General features: G+C 68.7%; 20 protein-coding genes. 9 read left to right on the top strand and 11 right to left on the bottom strand.

Annotated elements, in window-relative coordinates; all coding sequences use genetic code 11:
• The first annotated feature begins 481 nt into the window (after nt 1-481).
• Nucleotides 482-646: a hypothetical protein gene (locus tag VN378_RS13405; protein ID WP_304929111.1), complete on the top strand. Its 165-nt coding sequence runs from the start codon at nt 482-484 to the stop codon at nt 644-646.
• 39 nt (nt 647-685) lie between these two features.
• Here VN378_RS13405 and VN378_RS13400 read toward each other — a convergent pair whose 3' ends face one another.
• Nucleotides 686-3,040: a heavy metal translocating P-type ATPase gene (locus VN378_RS13400; protein WP_325744073.1), complete on the bottom strand. Its 2,355-nt coding sequence runs from the start codon at nt 3,038-3,040 to the stop codon at nt 686-688.
• A gap of 98 nt (nt 3,041-3,138) precedes the next feature.
• Here VN378_RS13400 and VN378_RS13395 point away from each other — a divergent pair, with 98 nt between their 5' ends.
• Entirely contained in the window at nt 3,139-3,414 is a 276-nt protein-coding gene (locus VN378_RS13395) for a metal-sensitive transcriptional regulator (protein WP_304929113.1), read from the top strand.
• A gap of 69 nt (nt 3,415-3,483) precedes the next feature.
• Here the strand turns inward: VN378_RS13395 and VN378_RS13390 are convergent, their stop codons facing one another.
• The 6 genes from VN378_RS13390 to VN378_RS13365 all read right to left on the bottom strand — a co-directional run bounded on the left by VN378_RS13390 (nt 3,484) and on the right by VN378_RS13365 (nt 11,252).
• The gene (locus VN378_RS13390) at nt 3,484-4,692 is read right to left on the bottom strand and encodes an NnrS family protein (protein ID WP_325744072.1); all 1,209 of its coding nucleotides are present in this window, start codon (nt 4,690-4,692) and stop codon (nt 3,484-3,486) included.
• Between the two features lies 1 nt (nt 4,693).
• Nucleotides 4,694-5,437 carry an ABC transporter ATP-binding protein gene (locus VN378_RS13385; RefSeq protein WP_325744071.1) on the bottom strand — a complete coding sequence of 248 codons (744 nt, stop codon included), beginning with the start codon at nt 5,435-5,437 and terminating at the stop codon, nt 4,694-4,696.
• The gene (locus VN378_RS13380) at nt 5,434-6,273 is read right to left on the bottom strand and encodes an ABC transporter permease (RefSeq protein WP_304929116.1); all 840 of its coding nucleotides are present in this window, start codon (nt 6,271-6,273) and stop codon (nt 5,434-5,436) included. The genes VN378_RS13385 and VN378_RS13380 overlap by 4 nt, the downstream gene beginning before the upstream one ends.
• Nucleotides 6,254-7,249 (bottom strand): ABC transporter substrate-binding protein, encoded by a 996-nt coding sequence (locus tag VN378_RS13375; protein ID WP_304929117.1) that lies wholly within the window; start codon nt 7,247-7,249, stop codon nt 6,254-6,256. Before VN378_RS13375 ends, VN378_RS13380 begins: the two co-directional genes overlap by 20 nt.
• A 9-nt stretch (nt 7,250-7,258) precedes the next feature.
• Nucleotides 7,259-9,520 carry a TonB-dependent receptor family protein gene (locus tag VN378_RS13370; protein ID WP_304929118.1) on the bottom strand — a complete coding sequence of 754 codons (2,262 nt, stop codon included), beginning with the start codon at nt 9,518-9,520 and terminating at the stop codon, nt 7,259-7,261.
• Between the two features lie 1,117 nt (nt 9,521-10,637).
• The gene (locus VN378_RS13365; RefSeq protein ID WP_304929119.1) at nt 10,638-11,252 is read right to left on the bottom strand and encodes a DUF6448 family protein; all 615 of its coding nucleotides are present in this window, start codon (nt 11,250-11,252) and stop codon (nt 10,638-10,640) included.
• Between the two features lie 579 nt (nt 11,253-11,831).
• Between VN378_RS13365 and VN378_RS13360 the strand changes: the two genes are divergently transcribed.
• The 3 genes from VN378_RS13360 to VN378_RS13350 all read left to right on the top strand — a co-directional run bounded on the left by VN378_RS13360 (nt 11,832) and on the right by VN378_RS13350 (nt 13,916).
• Nucleotides 11,832-12,239 carry a ribonucleotide reductase subunit alpha gene (locus VN378_RS13360; RefSeq protein ID WP_304929120.1) on the top strand — a complete coding sequence of 136 codons (408 nt, stop codon included), beginning with the start codon at nt 11,832-11,834 and terminating at the stop codon, nt 12,237-12,239.
• 123 nt (nt 12,240-12,362) lie between these two features.
• A complete protein-coding gene (locus tag VN378_RS13355; protein WP_304929121.1) occupies nt 12,363-12,560 on the top strand; it encodes a hypothetical protein in 198 nt (65 codons plus the stop codon).
• A 228-nt stretch (nt 12,561-12,788) separates the two neighbouring features.
• Nucleotides 12,789-13,916, top strand: a complete 1,128-nt coding sequence (locus VN378_RS13350) for an FAD-dependent oxidoreductase (RefSeq protein ID WP_325744070.1) — start codon at nt 12,789-12,791, stop codon at nt 13,914-13,916.
• Nucleotides 13,917-13,924: 8 nt separating this feature from the next.
• On the opposite strand, the gene VN378_RS13345 is transcribed toward VN378_RS13350, so the two are convergent.
• Both VN378_RS13345 and VN378_RS13340 read right to left on the bottom strand, forming a co-directional pair.
• Entirely contained in the window at nt 13,925-15,322 is a 1,398-nt protein-coding gene (locus tag VN378_RS13345) for an FAD-binding oxidoreductase (protein WP_325744069.1), read from the bottom strand.
• Nucleotides 15,319-16,875, bottom strand: a complete 1,557-nt coding sequence (locus VN378_RS13340; RefSeq protein ID WP_304929124.1) for an acetolactate synthase large subunit — start codon at nt 16,873-16,875, stop codon at nt 15,319-15,321. Before VN378_RS13340 ends, VN378_RS13345 begins: the two co-directional genes overlap by 4 nt.
• A gap of 120 nt (nt 16,876-16,995) precedes the next feature.
• On the opposite strand from VN378_RS13340, the gene VN378_RS13335 reads away from it, so the two are divergent.
• Entirely contained in the window at nt 16,996-17,706 is a 711-nt protein-coding gene (locus tag VN378_RS13335; protein WP_325744068.1) for a Crp/Fnr family transcriptional regulator, read from the top strand.
• 477 nt (nt 17,707-18,183) lie between these two features.
• Nucleotides 18,184-19,269 carry a tellurite resistance/C4-dicarboxylate transporter family protein gene (locus VN378_RS13330; RefSeq protein WP_325744067.1) on the top strand — a complete coding sequence of 362 codons (1,086 nt, stop codon included), beginning with the start codon at nt 18,184-18,186 and terminating at the stop codon, nt 19,267-19,269.
• Here VN378_RS13330 and VN378_RS13325 read toward each other — a convergent pair.
• Together VN378_RS13325 and VN378_RS13320 are read right to left on the bottom strand one after the other, a co-directional pair.
• Nucleotides 19,264-19,599, bottom strand: a complete 336-nt coding sequence (locus VN378_RS13325; RefSeq protein WP_325744066.1) for a hypothetical protein — start codon at nt 19,597-19,599, stop codon at nt 19,264-19,266. The two genes, VN378_RS13330 and VN378_RS13325, sit on opposite strands and share 6 nt — an antisense overlap.
• A gap of 276 nt (nt 19,600-19,875) precedes the next feature.
• Entirely contained in the window at nt 19,876-21,264 is a 1,389-nt protein-coding gene (locus VN378_RS13320; protein WP_325744065.1) for an aldehyde dehydrogenase family protein, read from the bottom strand.
• A gap of 250 nt (nt 21,265-21,514) precedes the next feature.
• On the opposite strand from VN378_RS13320, the gene VN378_RS13315 reads away from it, so the two are divergent.
• Together VN378_RS13315 and VN378_RS13310 are read left to right on the top strand one after the other, a co-directional pair.
• Nucleotides 21,515-22,045: a 6-pyruvoyl trahydropterin synthase family protein gene (locus tag VN378_RS13315; RefSeq protein WP_325744064.1), complete on the top strand. Its 531-nt coding sequence runs from the start codon at nt 21,515-21,517 to the stop codon at nt 22,043-22,045.
• Nucleotides 22,046-22,222: 177 nt separating this feature from the next.
• Entirely contained in the window at nt 22,223-23,992 is a 1,770-nt protein-coding gene (locus VN378_RS13310) for a pyridoxal phosphate-dependent decarboxylase family protein (protein WP_325744063.1), read from the top strand.
• Nucleotides 23,993-23,995: the final 3 nt, after the last annotated feature.

Genomic DNA, 23,995 nt, shown 5'->3' with positions numbered 1-23,995 from the left:
GGCCTCGGTCTGGTTTCGGGTAAAGCGGAACGTGGCCCGGCGACCGATAGAGGCCGCCAGACCCACGATCACCGCCACGAGAGCCCGCTCTGCGTCCGGGAGCGATTGCCGGGGAGGTGCCTCGCAGGCTGAGGGCGAAACTCTCCGGGTCCGACTTGGGGCCAGGTTGTTCCGGCGCAAAGTCCACGCTCCGACACGCTCCTGGATGTCCCACGGAGCCGCCGAAGCCGCCGCCCGGGACCGATCCGCAGGCCGCTTCGGTCTTTGCGCGAGCGCAAATCAGATGTCCGGAAGATCCTGCGCACCCGGCTTCGAGACTCCCCGAAGGCCGAGGTGGGTGGCGGCCGCGAACCACCGCTAAGGGGATTCCCCAGGGTGTATTCCGATCCGTTTCGGGTGACGCTGCCACAAGCCTGCGGACGATGACCGGACACTTTGCCGCCCTCGCTCGCCTGGCCCGACCGCCTGCAAGGAAGCAAAAATGACCCTGCTCACGCTGCTGTTGCGTCCGTCCAATCTGGTCTGCGACTACCTCGGTCTCACAGACCAGCACGAACGTGGAATGATGCGCATGTTCGTCAATATGTGTCTGTTTTCCGGCCTGTGTGTAGTCGCCTTTTTCGTGCTCTGGATCATGCTCGCCTAAAGGCCCAGGTCCGCTCCTCGGAAACCAGATCACGCGACATTAGAGCCTCAGGCTGCGCAGCCTCAACGCGTTGCCGATAACGCTCACCGAGGACAGCGCCATGGCGAGCGCCGCCAGGGCGGGCGAGAGGAGCAGCCCGAAAACCGGATACAGCAGGCCCGCCGCCACCGGGATGCCGAGCGCATTGTAACCGAAGGCGAAGACCAGGTTTTGCCGTATGTTGCCCATCACCGCGCGGGACAGTCGCCGCGCGCGGACGATGCCTTGCAGGTCGCCGCCCAGAAGGGTCACGCCCGCGCTCTCGATCGCGACATCCGAGCCCGCCCCCATGGCGACGCCCACATCGGCGGCGGCCAGGGCGGGCGCATCATTGACGCCGTCTCCCGCCATGGCGACGACCCGGCCCTGGGCCCGAAGCTGCTGAACCACGGAGGCCTTGTCCTGCGGCAGAACCTCGGCCTGGACCTCGTCGATGCCGAGGCGCCGCGCCACGGCTTCGGCCGTGGTCCGGTTGTCGCCCGTCATCATGACCAGCCGCAGGCCCGCCGCCTTCAGCGCGAGGATGGCGTCGGGCGTCGTGGTCTTGACCGGATCGGCGATGCCGATGACCCCCGCCGCCTTGCCATCGACCGCCACGAAAATGGCGGTGGCGCCGTCATGGCGGAGCGCATCGGCCTGCGGCTCCAGGGCGGAAACGTCGATCGAGAGCTCACCAAGATACCGGGTGTTGCCGAGGGCCACCTGGCGGCCCTCGACCGTCCCGCGCACGCCTCGTCCCACCGGGCTATCGAAGTCCACGGCCTCTGACAGGGTCAGATCACGGTCCTTGGCGGCCCAGACGATCGCGTCCGCGAGGGGATGCTCGCTTCCGCGCTCGAGACTGGCCGAAAGACGCAGGATCTCCGCTTCGGTGAAGCCGTCGGCGGGCAGGATCGCCGTCACGGACGGGCGGCCCTCGGTGAGGGTGCCGGTCTTGTCGAGGATCAGGGTGTCGACCTTCTCGAAGCGCTCCAGAGCTTCGGCGTTCTTGATCAGAACCCCGGCGCGCGCCCCTCGTCCGACACCCACCATGATCGAGATCGGGGTCGCGAGACCGAGAGCACAGGGACAGGCGATGATCAGGACCGAGACCGCGGCGACCAGCGCATAGGACAGCCGGGGCTCCGGACCCACCATTCCCCAGACGGCGGTGGCGAGCAGGGCGATTGCGATCACGGTCGGGACGAACCAGCCGGAAACCGTGTCGGCCAGCCGCTGGATCGGCGCGCGGCTGCGTTGGGCCTGGGCGACCATCTGGACGATCTGGGCCAGCAAGGTGTCGGCCCCGACCTTGTCGGCGCGCATGATGAAGGATCCGGTCCGGTTCAGGGCCCCCGCGACGACCCGGTCGCCGACCGCCTTCGTCACGGGCATGGACTCTCCGGTGACCATCGATTCATCGACCGCCACCCGGCCTTCCAGGATCTCGCCGTCCACCGGGATCTTCTCGCCGGGCCGGACCCGCAGGCGGTCGCCGACGGCGACCTGTTCCAGGGAGACGTCCTCATCGACGCCGTCCGCACCTAACCGTCGCGCGGTCTTGGGCGTGAGGTCCAGCAATGCCCGGATCGCGCCAGAGGTCTGCTCCCGGGCGCGGAGTTCCAGGATCTGTCCGACGAGCACCAGCACCGTGATGACCGCCGCCGCCTCGAAATACACCGGCGCGCTGCCGTCGGCCTTCAGGAAGGCGGGCGGGAACAGCCCGGGCGCGACCACGGCCACGACGCTGTAGAGCCAGGCGACCCCGACCCCCATCGCGATCAGGGTGAACATGTTCAGCCGACGGGTGCGCAGCGATGTCCAGCCGCGCTGAAGGAAGGGCCAGCCGCACCAGAGGACCACGGGGGTCGCCAGGGCGAACTGGATCCAGTTCGACAACTGGCCGGGGATGAGCATGTGCAGATTGGTCAGATGCACGCCCATCTCCAGCGCGAACACCGGCAGCGCCAAAACCAGGCCGACCCAGCCCCGGCGGGTGAAGTCGATCAGTTCATGGTTGGGCGGGGCTTCGGCGGTGGCCGTCTCCGGCTCGAGCGCCATGCCGCAGATCGGGCAGGAGCCCGGGCCTTCCTGCCGGATCTCGGGGTGCATGGGGCAGGTGTAGATCGCGCCCGGGATGACGGGCTCCGCCTCCATGCGCGGGTTGAGATAAAGCTGCGGCTCCGTGACGAACCTGGTCCGACACCCTGCCGAGCAGAAGAAATAGTCCTGGTCGTCATGGCTGGCCCGGTGAGCCGTGGTCGTTGGATCAACCGACATCCCGCAGACCGGATCCTTGACCGAGGCCGCGCCCGCAGAGGCTTTCGTCGAGCAGCACGAATGGCCTGAGGCGTGACTGTGAGGAAGCGTGGACATGGCGTTCTCTCCGTCTGACGCCGCTCACCTATACCCAGCAGGGGTATATTGCAAGATACCCCCAATGGGTATAACGAGACTGCAGGAGCGAAAAATCCATGCAGACTGATACGAAACCCAAAATCCTCAACAGGCTAAGCCGGATCGAAGGGCAGGTGCGGGGGATCGCGCGCATGGTCGCGGAGGACCGCTATTGCATCGACCTGCTGACCCAGCTGCAAGCCGTCCGCGCGGCGGTCCACCGTGTGGAGACAGAAGTGCTGAAGGACCATCTCGACCACTGCGTGATGGGCGCCATGACCGGCGACGATCTTGAGGACCGAAGGGCGAAGGCCGGCGAACTGATCGAACTTCTGACGCGGGCCGGACGGTAGCCGGCGTCCAACGACCTACAGGAGGGCGGCGCCGCGGCGTGGCCCCGCCTCCTTCCCGTCAAGGCCGGATCAGCCACGAGCCGATCCTTCCTCCGGTTTGTCGGCGCGGGAAAGGAAGGGCCAATAGCATCGCAGCCAGACGAGGAAGGCTCCCGCCCACATCAGCGCCGAGATGAGATGCAACAGGCCGGTGATGGACGGCGTCGTCGGATCGAAAGCCGCCGCCACCCGCGCGAGCGTTCCGCCGACCAGCAACAGGAAGGCGCCCTTCACGGGGAGCTCCAGACCCAGGGGCTGGCCGGTGTGAAGCTTGCCGGCGATGGCGAACACCGAAAGAACGCCAAGGCCCAGTCCGCCCATGGTCAGCAGATGAAGTCCGGCGAGTTCCGGCACAGGCAAGGCCAGGCGGCTCGCTCCGACAAGCAGCAAACCGAATCCCGCGAGCGCGGAGGATCCGCCGAGCGCGAGGATTTCCGTCCGGAAGAAGGCGCGACCGATAAAGGCCTCCGCCGACCGGTCCATAAAGGCCGCGCCGGCGGCGATCAGGAGAAAGCCGTCTACCGCCGCGGAAGCGCCAAAGATCGTCCCGGCCATCGCCGTGGCGATCAGGATCGGGCCAAGGTTGCGGCGTCCAGGGTGCGGCCGGAACGGCGTGCTCGCGAGGTCCGGATCGAGGATACGGTTGGTGATCGGCGGCGTGATCCGGGCCAGCGCGAGCCCAAGGATGGCGGTAAAGGCGAGCACGGAAAGCCAGAGGGACGTTTTCGCGAGATGAAGATCGCCGGTCAGGAACCCATACCGGGTGGCCGCCTCACCGAGCCACAGGGCGACGATCCAGAACAGGAATCCCCGCAGACCCAGGGCGCGCTGCCGGACGGCGGTGAACGCCAGAAAGACTACGATGGCGCCCAGCCAGGCGAGGTCGGCCAGTGCGCCGAGCGCGCCCAACATGTCCGCGCCGACAAGCCCGACCAGCCGCCCGACGCTCCAGAGCCCGGCGAGGGCGAACAGGACAGGGCCTCTCGGCCGATCCTGGTTGCTCCATTCCGGGACCGCAGTAAAAATGAAGCCGAGCAGGGCGGCGCCAAAGGCGCCGATCAGCATCTCATGGCCGTGCCACAGCGACGGCGGGACCGTCCGCGCCAGAGGCAGGTCGAGGCCATAGACCGCCACCCACAGCAGCGGCCAGGCCGCCGCATGGAGCGCCGCGAGGGGGAAGAACAGGCGCAGGGCCTCGTCGCCGAGCACCGCCGCCGTGGCCCGCAATCGCCTGCCCATCCTAGTCTCTCTCACCGACGTCGTTGATGTGCAGAAACGCCGGGTCGTGGGTCAGCAGATCCTGGACCGTCTCGAATATCTGACGCTCACTGCGCCGGCCCGGGCGGTCCGGAAGACGCCGGTTCGCGATCAGGCCCTGCCCTCTCCCGTCGAGGACCACGATGCGATGGGCGATGCGGGCCGCTTCGGCCAGATCGTGGGTGACGAACAGGGCGCTGACCCCGCCCTCATCGAGCGCGGCGATGGTGAGATCCTGCAGCCGCCGCTTCAGCCCGACATCGAGCGCGCTGAACGGTTCGTCGAGGAAGACGAAATCGGGCTCGGCCGCGAGGGCGCGGGCGACGGCCACCCGCTGCGCCATGCCGCCCGACAGCTCGAGCGGGTATTTGTCGAGGTCGTCGTCGCCGAGCGCCACGCTCGCGGCGACCTCGCGCACGCGCCGGCGTCGGGTCCGGCCATCGACGCCGCATCGCTTGAGGGCGTAGGCGATATTGTCGCGCGCCGTCGCCCAGGGCAGCAGGCGAGGTTCCTGAAAGACCACGCCATGGCGTCGATAGTTGCGAATGACGCGGCCCCGCACCGGATCCATAAGGCCGGCGGCGATATGCAGCAGGGTGCTCTTGCCGCAGCCGGACGGCCCGACCAGGGCCACGATCTCCGCCACCCCGACCGCCAGATGAACCTGATCGAGAACAGTGCGTCCGAGGTAGGCGTGGCCGACGCCGCTCAGTTCAAGCCGGGTCACCGCTTCACGCCCCATTGGCGGGCGGCCTCGCGCCAGCGTTCAAGATGGCCGCGGACCGGATGGATGAGACCGTATTCCACCGCCAGCAGGGCCGCCACGGAGATGAGCACCCAGGCCAGGGCCTGACGGACATCGAGCATCGTGCGGGCGTCCGCCAGGGCGCCGCCGACTCCGCCCGTATTCGTCAGCAGTTCCGCCATGACCGCGACCTTGAACGCCGTGCCGGTGGCCATGGTCAGGGCCGGAAACAGGCTGGTCATCATCTGGCGCAGGCCGATCGTGACCAAGCGCGTGACCGGTCCTGCTCCGAACGCCCGGGCCATGTCGTCGAGCCGCCGGTCCCGACCGGTCACGCCCTCCGCGGCGCCAATGAAGAGGAAGGGCGCGGCGGCCACCACTACGGTCACCGTGACGGTGGCGTCGGAGGACCCGAACCAGATCATCGTCATGACGATCCAGGCGATGGGCGGCACGCCGAGCATCACCGTCAGGATGGGTCGGGCCAGGCGCATCAGCGCCGGCGAATAGCCGGCGACGAAACCGGTCAGGCCGCCCGCGACCAGGCCCAGGGCAAGACCCCGGACCGCGCGCACGGTCGTCTGGCCGGCGACGACCCAGGTCTCCCGTTGACCCAGCAATTCGATCGTGGCGGCCAGGACCGCCAGCGGCGCCGGCAGGATGAAGTCGCCGAAGGCTTCATGACCGACCTGCCACAGGGCGCCGATCAGAGCCAGGCCCGCCAGGCCGACCCAGGCCGACCACAGGAACCCGCCAAGGCGCCCGGCCGCCTCGGCCGCCGTTCGCGTCAGCGGCGCGCTAGAGATAGAAGCCCTCATCCGGAGCACGCCCCCCCAGAATGGCGGGATCGGCGGCCGTGATCGTCGAGAAATAGCGTTCGATCGTGGGACGGGCCGTCCTCGCCTCGACGACCCTGAGATTGGAGAAGGGAATCGCCGCTTCCAGGATCGGCGCCGGCATGCCCAGCGATCCGGTCGCCGCCCGCGCCGCCGCTTTCGGGTCCGCATTGACCGCGACCGCCGCCTTCGCGAGGACCCGGTTCAGACGCGACAGCCGCTCGACGTTGTCACGATGGAAGAGCCCCTTGACCGCCAGGCCGGCCTGCGGAAGGGTCGCGGCCGGATCGCCGACCACGGCTTGCCATTGCGCCTGGACATCGATGACGCGGCTGATGGTCTTGCCCACCAGACGCCCACTGAGGATCGCCGCCGAGGCGGCCGGCTCGGGCACGAAGGCGGCGTCCACGGCGCCGGTGAGCATCAGTTGAACCGCCTCGATCGGCGATCCGGTGCTGCGGATCGTGATGTCCTTGCCCGGGACCAGTCCATGGAAGCCGAGCAGGCTGCGGAGCACGACGTCCGGGGCGTCGCGACGGTACGGAACGGCCAGACTGCGCCCCTTCAGATCTCGGGGCCCGGTGATGCCCGCGTCCGGCGAGACGACATAGAGCAGACCGTCGGTCATCACATTCAGCAGCCGCACGTCCTGGCCGCGGTTGTAGAGGCTGGCCGCCGTATTGAGCGGCATGATCGACAGGTGGATGGTTCCGGAGGTCAGCCCGGCCCTGAGTTCGTCGGGGCTGCGCCAGGCTCTGACGGCCACGGTCTCCGCCATGAAATCGGTGAGGCCGAGGTGGACGGCGTGGGCGAGGATGATCGTCGGACCGGCCGGCGGCCCCCACAGGGTCAGATGGGCGGGATCGTCCGGCGCCGGACCGGCGCACCCCGTCGCCGCGCCGGCGGCGCCGAAGGCGAGAACGGACAGCGCCCGGCGTCGCGACAGAAGGCTGGCCATGGTCATCTCCTAGAAGCCGAAGCGGAGGCCGGCGGTGAGCGCCCGCCCTTCGCCCGGGAGGTAGACGGCCTGGTCCGGGCGGGCCTGATCGACCACAAGGGTCGAAGCGGCATGGACCTCGTCGAAGACATTGCGGGACTCGACGAAGGCCGTGACGCCGCCCTGGAAGGCATAGGCGACGCGCAAGTCCAGCGTCGCGAAGGCGTCGCTGTAGAGAGTGTTCATATTGTCGACCGGCGTGCGGGACGGTCGCCAGTGCGCGTTCGCCGCCACGGTCAGGGCGGGCGTGACGGCCAGGCTGAGGTTGGCGTTGACCACGTGCGGGGGAGCGCCCGCGAGCCGGTTGTCGCCGCGGAGAGGGTCGTCGACGAAGCGGAAGTCCTGCCAGGTGTAGCTCACCCAGCCGGCCAGGCGGTCGGTCAGGTCCGCGGAAATGCCGATCTCGGCGCCGATGTGACGGGTCTCGTCGGCGTTGATCGCCCCCAGGGACACGCCGGTCGCGTCGCGCAGATTGAGCAGTTCGTCGCTGACCCGGGCATAGTAGACGAGACCATCGAGCTGGAACCGGCCCCGACGGCCGCGGACCCCGATCTCGACCGTGTCGCTGGTCTGGGCCTTCAGATCCGGTGTCCGGAACACCTCGGCCTGCAGTCCGGGATTCCCCGGCGCCGGACGGCCCGCGGAAGAGTTCGGCGTGCCGTTGATGGTGGCGATCAGATCGTCGTGCGAGGGCGGCTCGAAGCTATGGCTGACGGCGGCGTAGACATGGGTCCGCTCGTCGGGCCGCCAGCTCAGCGCCAGAGACGAGCTGATCTCGTCGTAGTGGCGGTCATAGCCGCTGTCCGTGGCTGCCACGGCTCCGTCGGGAAGGCGCATCGCCGGATTCATGGGGTTGAACGCCACGGTCGGCCGGGTCGCCAGGGCGTAGGTGTCCTCCCAGGTCCGTTCCGCGCGCGCCCAGGACAGGGACGGCGCCAAGGTGAGCGCATCGCCCAGCGACAGGTTGGCGGTCAGATTGAGTCCGTAGACGCGCGCCTCCAGGTCGCCCTGCCCGAACACGGCGCCGCGTTCGCCGGCGACGTTGAGCGCATACACCCGGTCCGCAGACCCCGTGGCGTAGTGGCCGGTCACCTCCAGGCGCGGCAGGCCGCCGCCGTCCCGAAGCAGGGCGTAGCGCCCCATCAGATTGAGGTCGCCGCCATCCGTTTCCCGGACCCCGGCGGAGACCGGAAAGGCGAAGCTGTCGTCGGCGTGCACGAAACTGACGGCCGCGTCGAAGGCGTGTGCGCCCCGGGTCGCCGTGGTCCGGTTTCCGATCCACGCCAGCCGCGTCTCGCGTCGCGGCCGATCGCGGACGACATTGGGTCCGGGATTGCGGGCGACGCCGGCCACCACCACCGGGCCGGTCGAAACCTGTCGCGGATCGTCCCCCAGCATCGCCGCTGTCAGGGGACCTGAAACATCGAATGCACTGTCGACGTAACCGGCGAGGAAGCGGGAGCTGACTCCGGGCGCGAGGTCGTGGTCGCTGCTCAGAACCACGCTGGTGCGCGATGATCCGTTGTAGTCGCGGTAGCCGTCGCGCCGGCTGTGGCTGACCGATCCGAAGCCGGCCCAGTCGTCGGCCTCGACGCCGACGTCGACCGAACCGTAGGCGTAGCCGAAGCTGCCGCCTTCGAGGCGCAGGCGCGCGCCCTGGACCGCATCACCCGAGGGGGACACGAAATTGAGCGCCCCGCCCAGGACCGTGGCCCCGAGCCTGTTGGCGGTATAGCCACGGAACACCTCGATGAAGGCGGCCTGGCGCGGATCGATCAATCCGACGATGTAGGAGCCGTCCGCCCGATTGAGCGGCAGGCCGTCCTGCAGGAAGAGAACGCCGCGTTCGGCCGGGTTCTGCTGCAGCCCGGAACCCCGCAACTGCAGTCGCGGCTGGTCGTCGCCGCCAAAGAAGCTCTGCACCACGACCCCGGGCGCGGAGGCCAGGGCGTCGGCGAGGATGACGGCCCCCTCCGCCTCGAAATCCGCCGTGGCGATAACGCTGGCGCCGCCGGGCGTTCGCGTGGCCCGCGCCCGGGCGACGGTCAGCGGCGTGCGCCCCGCGGTCACCACCACCTCCCCCAGGTCCACCGGTGCTTCCGAGACCGGCGCGACGGATTGGGCCTGGACCTCGGCCGGGGCGGCCAGAGCCAGCGTCAGAAGGACGCAAGCCCCCGCGGCGTTGGCGCAGGACAACGACGAATAGCGGGGATTCGGGGTTCGGTGGCGCATCGTTGTTCCTCCGGGGCGCGAGTGGTCTAGAGTTATTGCGTCTCATTATCACCTCCGGGATATTACGTACCGCTGCGCTTGATTGCGGGGCCAACGCGCCGCGGCGCTGACATTGTGCGGGCGCAAGACAGGGACGGCTCGGGAGCCCTACCCTGTTCCCCATGTCGTGAACCGGCTGATGCAAAAGATGTCTCGGCCCCTGGAGGCCGAGCGTGCGCTCACTTCCTCCGCGGCGCATGAGTTCAGGACGCCGATCGCCGCGGCTGGCCCGGGTCCAGCCTCTCGCGCATGGATTGGATGGGAGCCGCAGCGACGCGGGGCGCGCGACTTCGAGATAGAGCTCAAGCGGGTGGCGCGCCTCACCAAAAAGCTCCTTCAGCTCGCGCGCGCGGAAGGGGCGGGGTCCTGCGAAAGACCGGGTCTGATCTCGTGCGATCCTGGCGCTGACGCTCAAATTCCCTCCGTGAATTTGGCCGACCGCCCGCTGCGTGGAAATGCCGGACCACGCGCCCTCGAACATTGATCCCGATGCATTCGGCGTTCTGATGCGGAGCCTTGCGGCGAACGCCCTGAATCACTCGCCCTCGGGGACTCCGCTCGACATCACGCTGTCTGAACCGGGGAGTTCAGCGTGGCCAACAAGGGCGCCGCGGTCCCTCCCGGTCGCCTGCTGCGGCTGCCTCAGCGCTCGAACGGGCACGGCTGCCGGCCCAGGCTCTGGACTCGGGCTCGCCATCGCGGAGACCATCGCGCGGGCCGCCAACGGTAGCCTGGAATTGTCCTCCCCTTTCCGGGCCGGACAGGGGGCTTCCTCGCCCTCTTCGATCCTCGAAGCCACGGGGTGGCGGTGTTCTGACATAGCCAGGACCAACCGGAGGCCCGTGCGTCCTGCCCGAAGACACGACGAGTTCGAAAGGCCGCGAGCCGGTGGCCGCGCAATGACCGTTTCATCGATCTTGTATTCGCCGGACAGCGTGAGGCTAGCAGCTAAACTGCTCTCTTATACCCATCATGCTCCCGACCGCGTTTTCCGTTCGCTGCCGCACCAGGGACGCTCCGACCTGATCAATCCGGCTGGTCCGGGCGTTCCTCTGCCTTTCCTTGAAGCGACTTTCCTTCAGTGGACGGCCGCAACAGGTTCACGATGGGTCGCATCGCCGCCGTTTGACGCCAAGTGGCCCGCACCCTCGAGGAAATGGGTATATTGGATATACGCGCCGACGTATTCCCGGCCCTGCTCCACTGAGCTTTCTGCCTGCTGCCGTTTCTCCCGGGCTGTAGCGAAGCGCTCGAGGATGCCGTTTCGGACGGCTCCGGAAACCTCATCGGCAAGTGTTGTGATGTCGCCGTCGACCAAGGCGCGATCAGCGGCGACAAACGCCGGATCAGCACTCCCAGCGGGCTTCAGGCCCGTGAAGCCTTCACCCTCCGTCGCGCGGTGAACTCTGACCAATGTTTCGAAGAAATACATGTCGGCGACGGCCTTCGCCCTCTCGCTCTCGCCGCGAACAGCCAATGTCATGTCGAAAGCCTGACGGATCGCCGCTTCATCCTCGACACCGATCCATTTCAGGACGGGGGTCACATCCTCGTCAGACAGCGCCCTTTGAGCGTCCTTTACAACGGGGCCATCCATGCTGTCGCAGTGCGCCATCGCCGGGCCCGAGAATAGGCCAGCAACGCCTATGGCTATGGAAATGGCGGCGATTCGGCCGAATATCGGGAAGGCCATCAGTTACTCTCCAACTCATGAGTGTCCGCCACTGACGAGACTCAATCCCAGGCAAGAGACCCAGAGATTTGGGGAGTGGGTTCACGTAGAGCAAACGGTTTAGCGTAGTGTTCCTTGCCTAGGCGCTCTCGCAGGGTTTGGCAAGGGCCTGTGGAGGCTATCGGCAGCGCCGGTCCGTGCCGAATCTTTGCGATGCCGTAGATTACCAGGCCCAAACTCCACGCCCCGTCGATTGCCGCCCAGGGATAAATCCGTGCGAGTACTCCCATCACGAGCACCCGAGCCAGAACACTGCCGCCAGATCGGCGGCGGTTGATCGGGATCAAGGCCTAATTCGCAGGGACCGATGATGCGGTGCCCAAGAGATCCTCATGTGCATTTGCCGTCCCGGCGCGATTGTCGCGAAAGCGGCCGGGCGCTAGCGGCACGATGACGAAGGCGTCGAGCGTGCACAAGGCGGGGCATCGCGGGCCGTCGCGGCCTCAGTTTGACGCGTCTCGCACTCACATTTGGGGGCCGCGCCAGTCTAATTGCGCCGGCGCAAGACAGGGACGGTCTTGGCGCCCTACCCTGCTCCCCATGAACGACACCTCGCATTTCCGGCAGCTCTTGGCCGCCGCCGCCGCGGAGCCCGAACCGCAACGTCTGCTGTTCGTCTTCGCCTTCGCCGAATTGCCGGACCACCCCACGCCCGAGCAGCTCGAACGCTTCCGGTCGGGCCGCGGGGGCGCGCTGGCGCCGCTGATGTGCGTCGACAAGGCGCCGCAGGACATCCCCGACTTCCACGCCCTGGTCTCGGAGTCCGAACGGGCGGGGCCGCCGTGGAGCGTGGTGTTCGCCGCCAGCCTCGCCGGACAAGCCGGGAGGCCGCCTGACAAGGGCCGGATAGAGCTGGCCCTGGAGACGATGGTCGAGGCGGTTCGCGACGGCCGGATCGCCGCCTTCGCCGCCTATGGTCCCCAGGGCGAGTTTCTGGAATTCGGATGATCGGGTCGGCGGTGACGCGACCGGCGCCACGCGCGTGAACCTTTGACGAAATCACCCCGCCGGTCTGGCGCCCCGCAACGACGCGCCCATCTCCCTCCCACAGGCGTATCGATGGAGGCGCGGATGCACGATCAGGAGCTGACGCTTGATCAGATGCTGGACGATCCGATCGTTCGACTGCTGATGGCGCGGGACGGCGTCGCGGAAGCCGATCTGCGAGGTCTTGCGGCCCGAATTCGACCGCGCCGCGGCCCCGTGACGAAGGATGCCGCGCAGGTCTCGCCGGAGCCCCGCTCGTTCCGCCCGGACATCGAGGCCTGATCGGGACGGGACCGCCAGGCGGCCTGCGTCTCCATCCCCATCGCCGGATCCGCCAGGCGATGCCGGTCCGGTGCGGCCCGGCTTGACCGGGATCGGGGCGCCGATTGACGGTCGACAATCCGGGAGTCGCCCGCGCGCGGTAGCGCAGTCGAACGGCCACGCCCGGCCCCGTCGGCGGATGGCCGGCGTTCCGGCGATCCGGCGACCGCGCCGGCCGGGGGAGGCCTCATGAGGCGATTTGACTATCTGGTGGTGGGATCCGGGATCGCCGGAGCCTCGATCGCCTCCGAGCTCGCCGCCTCCGCCAGCGTTCTCGTCGTCGAGCGCGAGGAAGGTCACGGCTATCACACCACCGGCCGGTCGGCGGCGATGTTCATCGAATCCTACGGCAATGCCTGGGTGAGACGACTGACGGGAGCCAGCCGCGGCTTTTTCGATACGCCGCCCGGCGGCTTCTGCAGCCAGCCGCTGCTGAAGCGGCGAGGCTGTCTCACCGTGGCGCGACGGGATCAGCGCCCGGCGCTCGACGCCCGGGCCGCCGACATCGGCGCGACGGGGAGCGGGATGCGCGAGATCAGCGGACGGGACGCGCTGGCCATGGCGCCGATCCTGCGGCCGGAGGCGGTGTCGCGGGCGATCTTCGAGCCTGACTCCAGCGACATCGACACCCATGGCCTGCACGCGGGCTACCTCCGCCTGGCCCGGGCCAGAGGCGCGGACCTGCAGCTGAACGCCGGCGTCGAACGGATCGAACGCCGGCCCGAGGGATGGCGGGTCACGCTGACCGGCGGCGACACCGCCGAGGCCCGGGTGATTGTCAACGCCGCGGGGGCCTGGGCGGACCAGGTCGCCGAAATGGCCGGGGCGTCCCCTCTGGGGCTGACGCCCCGGCGGCGGACGGTGATCCTGATCGACCCGCCGGCCGGGCCGGCCATCGAACCCTGGCCCACGGTGATCGACATCGACGAGCAGTTCTATTTCAAACCGGAATCGGGCCGCCTGCTCGCCTCCCCCGCCGACGAGACGCCGTCCGCGCCCGGGGACGCCGCGCCGGAGGAGTATGACATCGCGGTCTGTATCGACCGCCTCCAGACCGCCACGACCCTTTCCATAAACCATGTGCGGCGGTCGTGGGCCGGACTGCGGACCTTCGCCCCCGACCGGACCCCGGTCCTCGGCTACGACCCGGACATGGCCGGCTTCTTCTGGTTCGCCGGTCAGGGCGGCTATGGCATGCAGACCGCCCCCGCCGCGGCCCGACTGGGGGCCGCCCTGGCCCTGGAGCGCGAGATTCCGTGCGACCTGGCCGAACGCGGTCTGGCGCCCGCGGCCTTCTCTCCCTCAAGGTGGCGGTGAGCGGGCCGTCAGGCGGCGGCGAAGATCTTGCCCGGGTTCATCAGACCGTCCGGGTCGAGCGCCTGCTTCACCGCCCGCATCAGAGCCACGGCGCCGCCGAGTTCGTCGATGAGCGCGCCCTGTTTGCCGAGACCGACCCCGTGCTCTCCCGTGCAGGTGCCGTCCATGGCCAGGGCGCGCTGAACCAGCCGCGCATCGAAGGCGGCGGCGGCGGCCATCTCGGCGGGGTCGTCCCGGTTCAACAGCAGAATGGCGTGGAAATTGCCGTCGCCGACGTGGCCGAGCATCGTGCCCGGAAAGGGCGCGGCGTCGAGGTCCGCGCGGGTTTCCGTGACGCATTGCGCCAGCCGGCTGATCGGCACGCAGACATCCGTCGACCAGGGCACGGCCCCGGGCCGCAGCGACAGGGCGGCGAACCCCGCCTGGTGGCGCGCCTTCCACAACCGGTCGCGCGCCTCCGGCTCGGTCTCCCAGCGGAAGTCCGAGCCCCCGTTGGCCGTCGCCAGTTCACCGAGGGCCTCGGCCTGGCGGCTGACGTCGTCCGGTCCGCCATGGAACTCCAGAAAAAGACTGTCGGCGACCGCATAGTCGAGGCCGAAAGCCCGGTTGACCGCGCCCATCTGGACCGCGTCGAGGTATTCGGCGCGGGCGGGCGTCAGTCCCGACTGCAGCGCCTCGATCACGGTGGTCACGGCGGCGCCCGCCGAAGGAAAGGCGCAGACCGCGGCCGCCATGGCCTCCGGGACCGGATGCAGGCGCAGGGTGACCTCGGTCGTCACGCCCAGGGTGCCTTCCGAACCGACGAACAGATGCGTCAGATCATAGCCCGCCGAGGACTTGCGCGCGCGACCGGCCGTGCGGAGGATCTCCCCCGCGGCGGTGACCACCGTCAGGGCCATGACATTCTCGCGCATGCCGCCGTAGCGCACCGTGGTGGTGCCCGAAGCCCGCGTCGCCGCCATGCCGCCGAGGGTCGCGTCCGCCCCCGGATCGACCGGGAAGAACAGTCCGGTGTCGCGCAGATGGGCGTTCAGCGCCATGCGGGTCACACCCGCCTCCACCGTACAGTCGAAATCCTCGGCGCTGACCCGAAGCACCCGGTTCATGCGCGACAGGTCGAGGGTCACGCCGCCCGCGACGGCGCCCACATGGCACTCCAGCGAGGTGCCCGCGCCGAAGGGGACCACCGGCGTCCGGTGGTCCGCGCAGGCGCGCACCACCGCGGCGACCTCCTCCGTCGTCCCCGGAAAGGCCACGGCTTGGGGCGGCAGGTTCGGATGGCGCATGCCGCCGCCGCCGTGATGGCCGCACACCGTGGCGTTGACGGTGAAATGCTCGCCCAGCAGATCCGCCAGGCGGCGGACAAGCGCTTCGGGCAGCGGCGCGTGGGGCGTGGATCGGGTCATCGGAACATCGCCTCGATCAGATGGGGGCCTGGGGTCGCATTGGCCCGGTTGAGCGCCGCGGCGAGTTCGCCGGCGGTGCGGACCCGGGTGGCGGGCACGCCGAAGCCCGCCGCGAGCGCCGTGAAGTCGATCGCGGGCCGGGTCAGGTCGAACAAGGCCCGGGCGGCGGGGCCGCCGGACGGGGCTCCGGCCCGCGCCAGCTCCAGTTCGAGGATGGCGTAGGCGCCGTTGTTGAGAATGACAGTGGTGACGTCGAGGCTTTCGCGCGCCTGGGTCCACAGGGCCTGAACCGTGAACAGGGCGCTGCCGTCGGCCTGCAGGGCGACCACCCGGCGGCCGGGACAGGCCAGCGCGGCCCCGGTCGCCAGCGGCAGCCCCTGGCCGATGGCGCCGCCGGTCAGCGACAACCAGTCGTGCGGCGCCGCGCCGGCCGCGAAGTCGTAGGCGTAGAAGCCGAGCGAGATCGACTCGTCGCAGACGATGGCCTGCTCGGGCAGGGTCGCCGCGACCACCCGGGCCAGCAGATCGGCGTCCAGGGCGCGCTCATGGTCAACGTCGGCGAACCCCGGCTGGGCGACCGCCGGCCGCGGGGCCGCCTGGCGCGCGGGCCCCGCGACCGCCTCGGCCAGGGCGATCAGGGCCGCCGTGGGGTCCTCGCCCGGCTCGACCAGGGTCAGGAAGCGGGCGTCGTCCGCCGTCGGCCGGGCCGGACGTCCCGGCAGGGCGAAGAAGGCCACCGGCGCGGGGGTGCCCGCCAGAATCACCGTGCCGATCGCCCCCATGACGCCGGCGCTCATTTCGATCAGATAGGGGATTCGAGACAGGGCGGCCCGCCCCCCGCCGCGCTCGACGCGCGCCGGGAAGGTCTCGGTCAGGACCAGGGCGCCGGTGGCGGCGCCGATCCGCGACGCCGCGGCGCAGGCCTCGGCCCCAAGCAGACGGCCGCCGAGAAGAAGGGCGCAGCCGGGTTGTCCCAGCGCGGCCGCGATCTCATCGATGCGCCGGTCCCAGGCCGGCGCAGACGGCGCCTGCGGCTCGGACGGCCGCGGCGAAGGCCCGTCGTCGGACCAGGCGACGTCGGCCGGGATGATCAGCGCCGCCGGCCCGGACCGGATCGCCGCCGCCACCGCCCGGCCGGCCAGATCGATCGCCCGGGCGGGCGTCTCCGCGGTCTCGAGCCAGCGGCTGACCGGCCGCGCCAGGGCCTCGATGTCGCTTTGCAACGGGGCGTCGTTCTTGCGGTGGTAGGTGGCGTGATCTCCGATCAGGCTGACGATCGGGGTGCGGGCGCGAAAGGCGTTGTGCAGATTGGCGGCGCCGTTGCTCAGACCGGGGCCCAGATGCAGCAGGGTCAGGGCCGGGGCGCCGCGCATGCGGCCGTAGCCGTCGGCTGCGCCGGTGACCACGCCCTCGAACAGGCCGAGCACCGGACGGATGCGCGGCACGCGGTCCAGCGCGGCCACCAGGTGCATTTCCGAGGTGCCCGGATTGGCGAAACAGACGTCGACCCCCTGGTCGGCGAAGGTCTCCAGCATCCGTACGGCGGTTTCCATGGCGCGCTCCGGGCCCGCCGGTCGGGGACTCGACCGGATGCGGTTTCCTTGGTCGAGTCTAGGCGCGTCTCGCGGCAAGGATTGTCGCGTTCCTGACAATCCAGCGGTAGAGAGTGTCGCATGGAGATCGCCGACCCCCATCGCAGTCTCGGGTCTGATCCCTGGCTGGCCGCCTTGCCGTCGGACACGCGCGCGGCCCTGCTGGGGGCCGCCCGGATGCGGGCCGTCGACAATGGCGTCGCCATCTATCGTGCGGGGGATCCGGGCGACGGGCTCCATGCGGTGCTCAAGGGCGAAGTTCGGCTGATCGGACATTCCGAGGCCGGGCGCCGCCTCGTCTATCTGATCCTGCGACAGGGAGACTGGTTCGGCGAGATGTCGGTGCTGGACGGCAGACCCCGGCTTCACGATGCGATCGCCTTCGGATCGTCCGTCATCCTGCACGTCGATTCGAGCCGGATCGACGCCATCGCGGCCGTCCATCCCCGTTTCGACCGCGCGATCGGGGCGCTGACCTGCCAGCACCAGCGCGCCGCCCTGGCCTTTGTGGAGCAAACCCTGACCGCCTCGACCGAGGCCCGTCTGGCGTTCATCCTCACGGAGATGGCGGGTCGTCACGGACGCCGTGTCGAGACCGGCGTCGAGATTGATCTGCGGCTGAGCCAGGAGGACCTGGCGGCCCTGGTCGGAGTCTCCCGTCAGAGCCTTGCCGCGTTGCTCGGACGGCTGCGCCGGGAACGGGTGGTCGAGACCCGCTATGCCCGACTCGTCGTTCTCGATCTGGCGGCGCTGCAGCAGAAATGCGGACGGTCGCCGCCGTGGAGCGTTTGACGATCTGACTGAACCGCGGGGAGTTCCCGACCAACCCACCTGGGGGCGGAATGTCGCGCCGACGGGCGCGCCCGGTTCGGGACCAGCGTGCGGAGCGTGATCCGCTGGACGTTTGGACCCGCCGAGATGGAACGCAAAGCGGCTTAACCCCGGACGTTTTCCGGGGGAGAATCTGGCCTGTTTGAGGGACGATCCGCCCCGCCTGAATCACGCATGGACGGCCGCAAAAAGACGCCTACCGGGGCTGCTTGACAATCATCATGCCGGTTGGTCGCAATCGTTGTTATGGTGGTGGTTCACGCTACCGACGTGGGGGGCCTCCGATGCGGCGACCACTATCGCTTGGACGGATTTGCGCGCTGCGGGCGATCACCCGGAACTTTGGGCCGGACGGCCGAGGGCGCGAGATGAGGACGTCAATTACGGCGTTGGTTGAGGCATGATCGCTCATGTTTTCCAGCCAGGCTTGGACGCGTGATGGGACCGAAGCCGCCGCCACGCTTTGTGGCCTGGCTGCGTGACCAGATCAGCGACCTGTTTCCCGGCTATTTCGCCCTGGTGATGGCTACCGGCATCATTTCCAACACCCTGTACTTCGAAGGTCAGCCCAGGCTCTCGGACCTGCTCTTCTCCGTCAATTTGTTCGCCTACACCTGGCTTGTGCTGTTGACGGTCCTGCGCATTGTCCGGTTCAGGGCGGCGCTGTGGGCCGACCTGACCAATCCGGCTCTCGTCTTTTCATTTTTCACGATCGTGGCCGGCAGCAATGTCCTCGGCATCGGCATGAATCTTCGCGGGTTTGGAGAAGCCGCCCTGGCCATGTGGACCTTCGCTCTCGTCCTGTGGTTTTGCCTCATCTATTTCAGTTTTGCGGTCCTGACGTTCCTCAATACGGCGCATGGCGCGAATGTCGTCCACGGCGGGTGGCTGATCGCGATCGTGGGGACAGAGTCGCTGGTTATTCTTGGAGCGGCCCTTGTGCCGGCTCAAGGAGACGCGGCTCCACTGCTTTTCGTGTTCATTCATATGCTGTGGGGCGTAGGACTCGGTCTCTACGGCATATTCATCACATTGTTCGCGTACCGGATTTTTTTCTTCGACGTGGGGCCGGAGGATATCACCCCGCTGTTGTGGGTGATCATGGGAGCGGCCGCGATCAGCACCAACGCCGGCTCGGTCCTGATCATGAGCGACAGCGGCGTTCCGTTCCTGATCTCCATGCGTCCGTTTATAGACGGCGTGACGCTGATCATGTGGGCATGGGCGACCTGGTGGATTCCACTGCTGATCATGTTCGGCATCTGGAAGCATGGGGCGCACCGGGCGCCTCTCGTCTATACGCCGATGCTTTGGAGCCTCGTCTTTCCGCTCGGCATGTACGCATTGGCGAGCCTGCGCCTTTCACTGGCGGCGGAGATCCCCGCGTTGAAGACCATCGCCCAAGCCATGGTCTGGGTCGCATTGACGGCCTGGATCGCGACGGCGAGCGCGCTCGCGGGCTCTATCTGGCGAGGCCTGCGAATTCACCTGGGGTCGGGTCGGGATGCGGCTCGGCCTTTATAGGCCGAGCGCGGTCTCCAGCAGGTTCAACTGGAGAAACCCCGCGACGAGGAGTGTATTGGCCGCCCAGGTGAAGGTGAGCAGCCTCGCGATCATGTGCCAGACCGACGTGCCAGCCTCCGAGCACCGCCAGATCGCAGTCAGGATCCATACCGTATAGGCCAGAAAAGCCAGAAGCAGCGCTTCCTGTATCCAGATGTCATTGCGATAGAGCGCGCCGATAAACGCGGTTATCAGCAGCGCGCTCACGAACACGCCATAGCCCCAGAACACCTGGCCCAAAGGCGCATCCCCACTCCAGGCACGAAGCGGTGATGCGATCAGACCCCTCATGGCCCTCCCGTCGCCACCGATCGGGGCCTCCGCATTTGGCTGGTTCAACACCGATCCTCCAGTTATGGGATTCGGAACCGCATCGAACGAAACCCCGGCGAACGGACAAGTGGCATCCTAGCACAGCTTTCCGTTTCAATGAATTCGTTTGAAGGTCTCGATGCTATCGCGAGACACCAGGTCGAGATCGGGGGTTCGATCAGCGCGTTGAGTATCGGTGGATACTCGCCGTCGATTCACCAATGCGCTCATCCAGGTGAAATCCGCGACAGGCTGCTAGAAGAACGACCGCAACCGGCGCAGCTTGCCTTCGGAATGGGGCGGGAAACGCAGACCGCTGTCGAACCGCACCGGGCGGCGCAGCACCGCCTTGGCGTGGGAGAAGGCGTCGAACCCGGCGCGGCCGTGATAGGCGCCCATGCCGCTCGCGCCCACCCCGCCGAACGGCAGGTCAGGCACCGTCTGCTGCAGGATCACGTCATTGCCGCAGAAGGCCCCGGCGCTGATGTCCCGCTCGGCCCGGTCGATGGCGCCGCGGTCGCGACCGAAAGCATAGGCCGCCAGCGGCTTGTCCCGGGCCTGGACGAAGGCCAGGGCCTCGTCCCAGCTGTCGTACGGGATCAGCGGCAGGATCGGGCCGAAGATCTCTTCCTGCATGATGGGCGCATCAAGCGAAACGTCGACCAGCACCGTCGGCTCGATGAATAGCCGCGCCGGATCGGTGCGACCGCCGATCGCGACCCGCCCGTCGCCGAGATAGGCGGAAAGGCGTTCGAAATGACGCCGGTTCAGGATCCGTCCATAGTCGGCGCTGGTCGCGGCGTCGCCGCCATGGAACCGCCCCAGCGCCCCGCGATAGGCCGCCAGGAAGGCGTCGGTCCGGTCGCGCGGGACGAGTACATAGTCGGGCGCGGTGCAGGTCTGGCCCGCGTTCAGCGACTTGCCCCAGGCTATGCGGCGGGCGGCTTCCGGGATGTCGGCGCTGTCGTGCACCAGCGCCGGGCTCTTGCCCCCCAGTTCCAGGATGACGGGCGTCAGGCGCCGGGCGGCGGCAGCCATCACCAGCCGCCCGACCCGCGCCCCGCCGGTGTAGAGAATGAGATCGAACCGCTGCTCAAGCAGCCGCGCGGCGCCGTCCGCGTCCCCCTGGACGACCTGGACAGCCTCCCGGTCGAGGTAGCGGGGCAGGAGGTCCGCCAGCAGATCGGCCGTCGCCGGGGCCTGTTCGGAAGGTTTGACCACCACGGCGCACCCGGCCCCGAGGGCGCCGATCAGCGGCGACAGCGTCAGGAGAAAGGGATAGTTCCACGCCCCCATGATCAGGACCAGGCCGCGCGGCTCCGGCGCCACCCGGGCCGCTCCCAGGAACAGCGACAAGGGCGTTCGAACGGGTCGCGCCCGAGCCCAGCGACGGTAGGACCTGGCGGTCTCGCGCGCTTCGGCGCGGACCAGCCAGGCCTCGGCGGTCAGCGCCTCGGCCCGCGGCTTGCCCAGGTCGTGCGCGAGTGCGGCGACGATATCCTCCTCATGCCTGTCGACCAGTCGGATCAGGCCGGCGAGCTGGGCGGAGCGCCAGGCGAAATCCCGCGTCCGGCCCTCGTCAAAGGCCGCCCGGGCCGCGGCGACGGGGCGATCATAGCTCCGGTCTGAAGACGACGCATCCATGGCGAACCTCGTGAAGACAGCCGGTTGCGGTCAGGCGAGCGGCTCCCCGCAACGCTTTCGGTCGCACGCGACGACCGATGACGCCATGCGGCGCATCATCGCCCTGGACCGCGCCGCGCCCCTGCCGACCCTGCGCGCCGGACGGCGCCGCCCGGGCGGGCCGGCCGATCGGGTCCCGGACCGGCGCCCGGCTTGCCCGATGGACGAAAACCCCTCTAAGGGTCGCGCCTCGCCGTTGCGGAGCCCCCTCATGGCCCACCTCTCCACCAAGACTTACGGGGCTGAGCGGGGCTTGACCTGCGCCTTCAGGCAATGGGCCGCCGACAGCCACTGCCATCTTCTTCACGGGTATTCGCTCGGCTTTCGCTTCACCTTCGCCGCCGAACAGCTCGACCACCGCGGATGGGTCGTGGACTTCGGCAAGGGCGGCTTCGGGCCCATCCGCGAATGGCTTCACGCGACCTTCGACCATACGCTTCTGATCAGCGACGACGATCCCGAGCGGGACGCTTTGCTGCACCTCGAGACGCTCGGCCTGGCCCAGGCGAGACGGGTCCCCGGAACCAGTTGCGAACGCCTGTCGCAGTATGTTCTCGAACGGGCCGAAGGCCTGATACGGGACGCCACCGACGGTCGCTGCTGGGTCCAGAGCGTCGAGTGTTTCGAGCACGGCGCCAACAGCGCCATTTATGAAAACCCGGCCGCCCTGCTCTCGAAGATCGACCTGGAAGTCTACGCCCGCCTGCTGGGGGAAACCTCCGGCGACACAGGCCCCCGCTAGGCCCTCCCCCGGGACCCGCGGGCCCTCAGACCGCCGTGTCTCATCCGGGCCTCCAAGGCGCCGCGTCGCCATTGACGGGAGTGGGGCGGGCAATTGATCGATGCCAATTCGATTTCGCCGCCCAGGCTGTAAGTCCAGCGGACCGCCCGGTTCGGGCGCAGAGGCGATCGACGTCCCATGACCGCAGACCCGGCCCGCGAACTCGTCCGCGCCTACTTTCCCGGCGCGCGGTCCGAGAACGGAGGTCGTCTGCGCAGCGAGATGGACGCCATCCTCGATCACTGGTTTCGCTGGCGTTCGGGCCGGTTTGAGGACAGCGCGCCGGCGGGGGGGCCGGTCGCCGCCGACGCCCCCGCTCGTCACGGCGATCGCCTCGGCAGCCGGTTGCTGGAACTCTGCGACGCCCTGACGGCCGAAACGCCGACCTTCTCGCCGCGTTACATCGCCCACATGAAGGCGGACCTCTCCCTGCCCGGCCTGCTCGGCTGGTTCGCGGCCATGCTGCACAATCCCAACAACAGCTCGCGCGACGCCAGCCGGGTCGGCAGCGTGATCGAGACCGAAGCCATCGGGGCGCTCGCGGACATGCTGGGCTATGACCCCCTGCGTGCCCAGGGCCATTTCACCTCCGGCGGCACCGTGGCCAATTTCGAGGCGGTCTGGCGCGCGCGCTACCGGCTGGATCATTGGCTGGCCCTGGCCCTGCATATCGCCGAAACGACGGGCGAGACCCTGGATCCGTTCGCCGCGGCCCATATGGGCTGGGAGCGGTTCCGCGCGCTTCGGACCGCTCATGCCGTGTCCGACGATGTCCTGAAATCCTGCAGCGCGGCGGCGTCCAATCCGGGCGATGTCTGGCGCCGCATCAGCCGGTCTTCGGGAAGGGATTACCGCGGGCCGGTGATGCTGGCGCCGGGCAACCGGCACTATTCCTGGAGCAAGTCGGCCAATATCTTCGGTCTCGGCGCGGAGGCGATGTGGAGCGTGGCCCTGGACGCCCGCGGACGTCTGGACCTGGCCGATTTCGAACGGCTGGTTGATCGGGCCCAGGCCGAGGGCCGGCCGATCCTGATGGCCGTGGCCGTCGCCGGCGCCACCGAGACCGGCGCCGTGGATCCCCTGGACCGCCTCTACGACCGGATGGACCAGTGGCGGGCGGAGCGCGGCTGGCGCATCTGGCGTCACGTCGACGCGGCCTATGGCGGCTTCCTCCGGGGCATGCTGGACGGCCCCTCGGAGGCGGCGCTGGCGCCTGAAACCGCCGACGCGCTGCGCGCCATGGGGCGGTCGGACTCGATCACCATCGATCCGCACAAGCTGGGCTATGTACCCTATGCCTGCGGGGCCTTCCTGACGCCGGACGCGGAGCACTACGCCGTTTCCGCCTTTGACGCTCCCTACCTGGACCGACCGGAGCTGGGCGACGGCAAATGGTCGTCGACGCTGGAGGGGTCACGGTCGGCGGCGGGCGCCGCGGCGACCTGGCTGACGGCGCAAACCCTGGGCTTCGCCGCCGACGGCCTCGGGTCCCTGATGGCCGCCACGGTCGAGGCCCGCCAGGCGTTCGAAGCCGTGGTGCGGGAGGCCGTCCCGGAAGCGCGGTTCCTGCCCGCCGACAGCAATATCGCCTGCTTCTCGCTGGCTCGCCCCGGCGAGGCGCTCAGCCTTTCCAACGCCCGGACCCAGGCCGTCTTCGATTATTTCCAGAGATCGCCCCATTTCGCCGTGTCCAAAACGACCCTTGGGGCCGACAACGCCGCCCTGATCGCGGGCGTTCTGGTCGGCCATGACGGCCGGCCGGACGAGGCTGCGGGGATGCTGGTGATCCGCTGCGTTTTCATGAATCCCTACTGGTCTGAACCCTCGGTGACGCAGGCGCTGTCGCCGCGCTTCGTCGGGGAGTTGCGCGCCGCGCTCATCGACGCCGAACTCGCCCGGGCGGCCTGAAAT

The organism is Brevundimonas sp., assembly GCF_035561115.1.
In the GTDB taxonomy this organism is placed as follows: Bacteria; Pseudomonadota; Alphaproteobacteria; order Caulobacterales; family Caulobacteraceae; genus Brevundimonas.
The sequence above is the reverse complement of the archived record's forward strand: the minus strand, read 5'-3'. Positions and strand labels throughout refer to the sequence as shown.

Excerpts from the sequence above, each read along its gene's own strand:
- VN378_RS13405 (WP_304929111.1), top strand. The coding sequence starts at position 482 with ATGACCCTGCTCACGCTGCTGTTGCGTCCGTCCAATCTGGTCTGCGAC.
- VN378_RS13400 (WP_325744073.1), bottom strand. The coding sequence starts at position 3,040 with ATGTCCACGCTTCCTCACAGTCACGCCTCAGGCCATTCGTGCTGCTCG.
- VN378_RS13395 (WP_304929113.1), top strand. The coding sequence starts at position 3,139 with ATGCAGACTGATACGAAACCCAAAATCCTCAACAGGCTAAGCCGGATC.
- VN378_RS13390 (WP_325744072.1), bottom strand. The coding sequence starts at position 4,692 with ATGGGCAGGCGATTGCGGGCCACGGCGGCGGTGCTCGGCGACGAGGCC.
- VN378_RS13380 (WP_304929116.1), bottom strand. The coding sequence starts at position 6,273 with ATGAGGGCTTCTATCTCTAGCGCGCCGCTGACGCGAACGGCGGCCGAG.
- VN378_RS13375 (WP_304929117.1), bottom strand. The coding sequence starts at position 7,249 with ATGGCCAGCCTTCTGTCGCGACGCCGGGCGCTGTCCGTTCTCGCCTTC.
- VN378_RS13370 (WP_304929118.1), bottom strand. The coding sequence starts at position 9,520 with ATGCGCCACCGAACCCCGAATCCCCGCTATTCGTCGTTGTCCTGCGCC.
- VN378_RS13365 (WP_304929119.1), bottom strand. The coding sequence starts at position 11,252 with ATGGCCTTCCCGATATTCGGCCGAATCGCCGCCATTTCCATAGCCATA.
- VN378_RS13360 (WP_304929120.1), top strand. The coding sequence starts at position 11,832 with ATGAACGACACCTCGCATTTCCGGCAGCTCTTGGCCGCCGCCGCCGCG.
- VN378_RS13355 (WP_304929121.1), top strand. The coding sequence starts at position 12,363 with ATGCACGATCAGGAGCTGACGCTTGATCAGATGCTGGACGATCCGATC.
- VN378_RS13350 (WP_325744070.1), top strand. The coding sequence starts at position 12,789 with ATGAGGCGATTTGACTATCTGGTGGTGGGATCCGGGATCGCCGGAGCC.
- VN378_RS13345 (WP_325744069.1), bottom strand. The coding sequence starts at position 15,322 with ATGACCCGATCCACGCCCCACGCGCCGCTGCCCGAAGCGCTTGTCCGC.
- VN378_RS13340 (WP_304929124.1), bottom strand. The coding sequence starts at position 16,875 with ATGGAAACCGCCGTACGGATGCTGGAGACCTTCGCCGACCAGGGGGTC.
- VN378_RS13335 (WP_325744068.1), top strand. The coding sequence starts at position 16,996 with ATGGAGATCGCCGACCCCCATCGCAGTCTCGGGTCTGATCCCTGGCTG.
- VN378_RS13330 (WP_325744067.1), top strand. The coding sequence starts at position 18,184 with ATGGGACCGAAGCCGCCGCCACGCTTTGTGGCCTGGCTGCGTGACCAG.
- VN378_RS13325 (WP_325744066.1), bottom strand. The coding sequence starts at position 19,599 with ATGAGGGGTCTGATCGCATCACCGCTTCGTGCCTGGAGTGGGGATGCG.
- VN378_RS13320 (WP_325744065.1), bottom strand. The coding sequence starts at position 21,264 with ATGGATGCGTCGTCTTCAGACCGGAGCTATGATCGCCCCGTCGCCGCG.
- VN378_RS13315 (WP_325744064.1), top strand. The coding sequence starts at position 21,515 with ATGGCCCACCTCTCCACCAAGACTTACGGGGCTGAGCGGGGCTTGACC.
- VN378_RS13310 (WP_325744063.1), top strand. The coding sequence starts at position 22,223 with ATGACCGCAGACCCGGCCCGCGAACTCGTCCGCGCCTACTTTCCCGGC.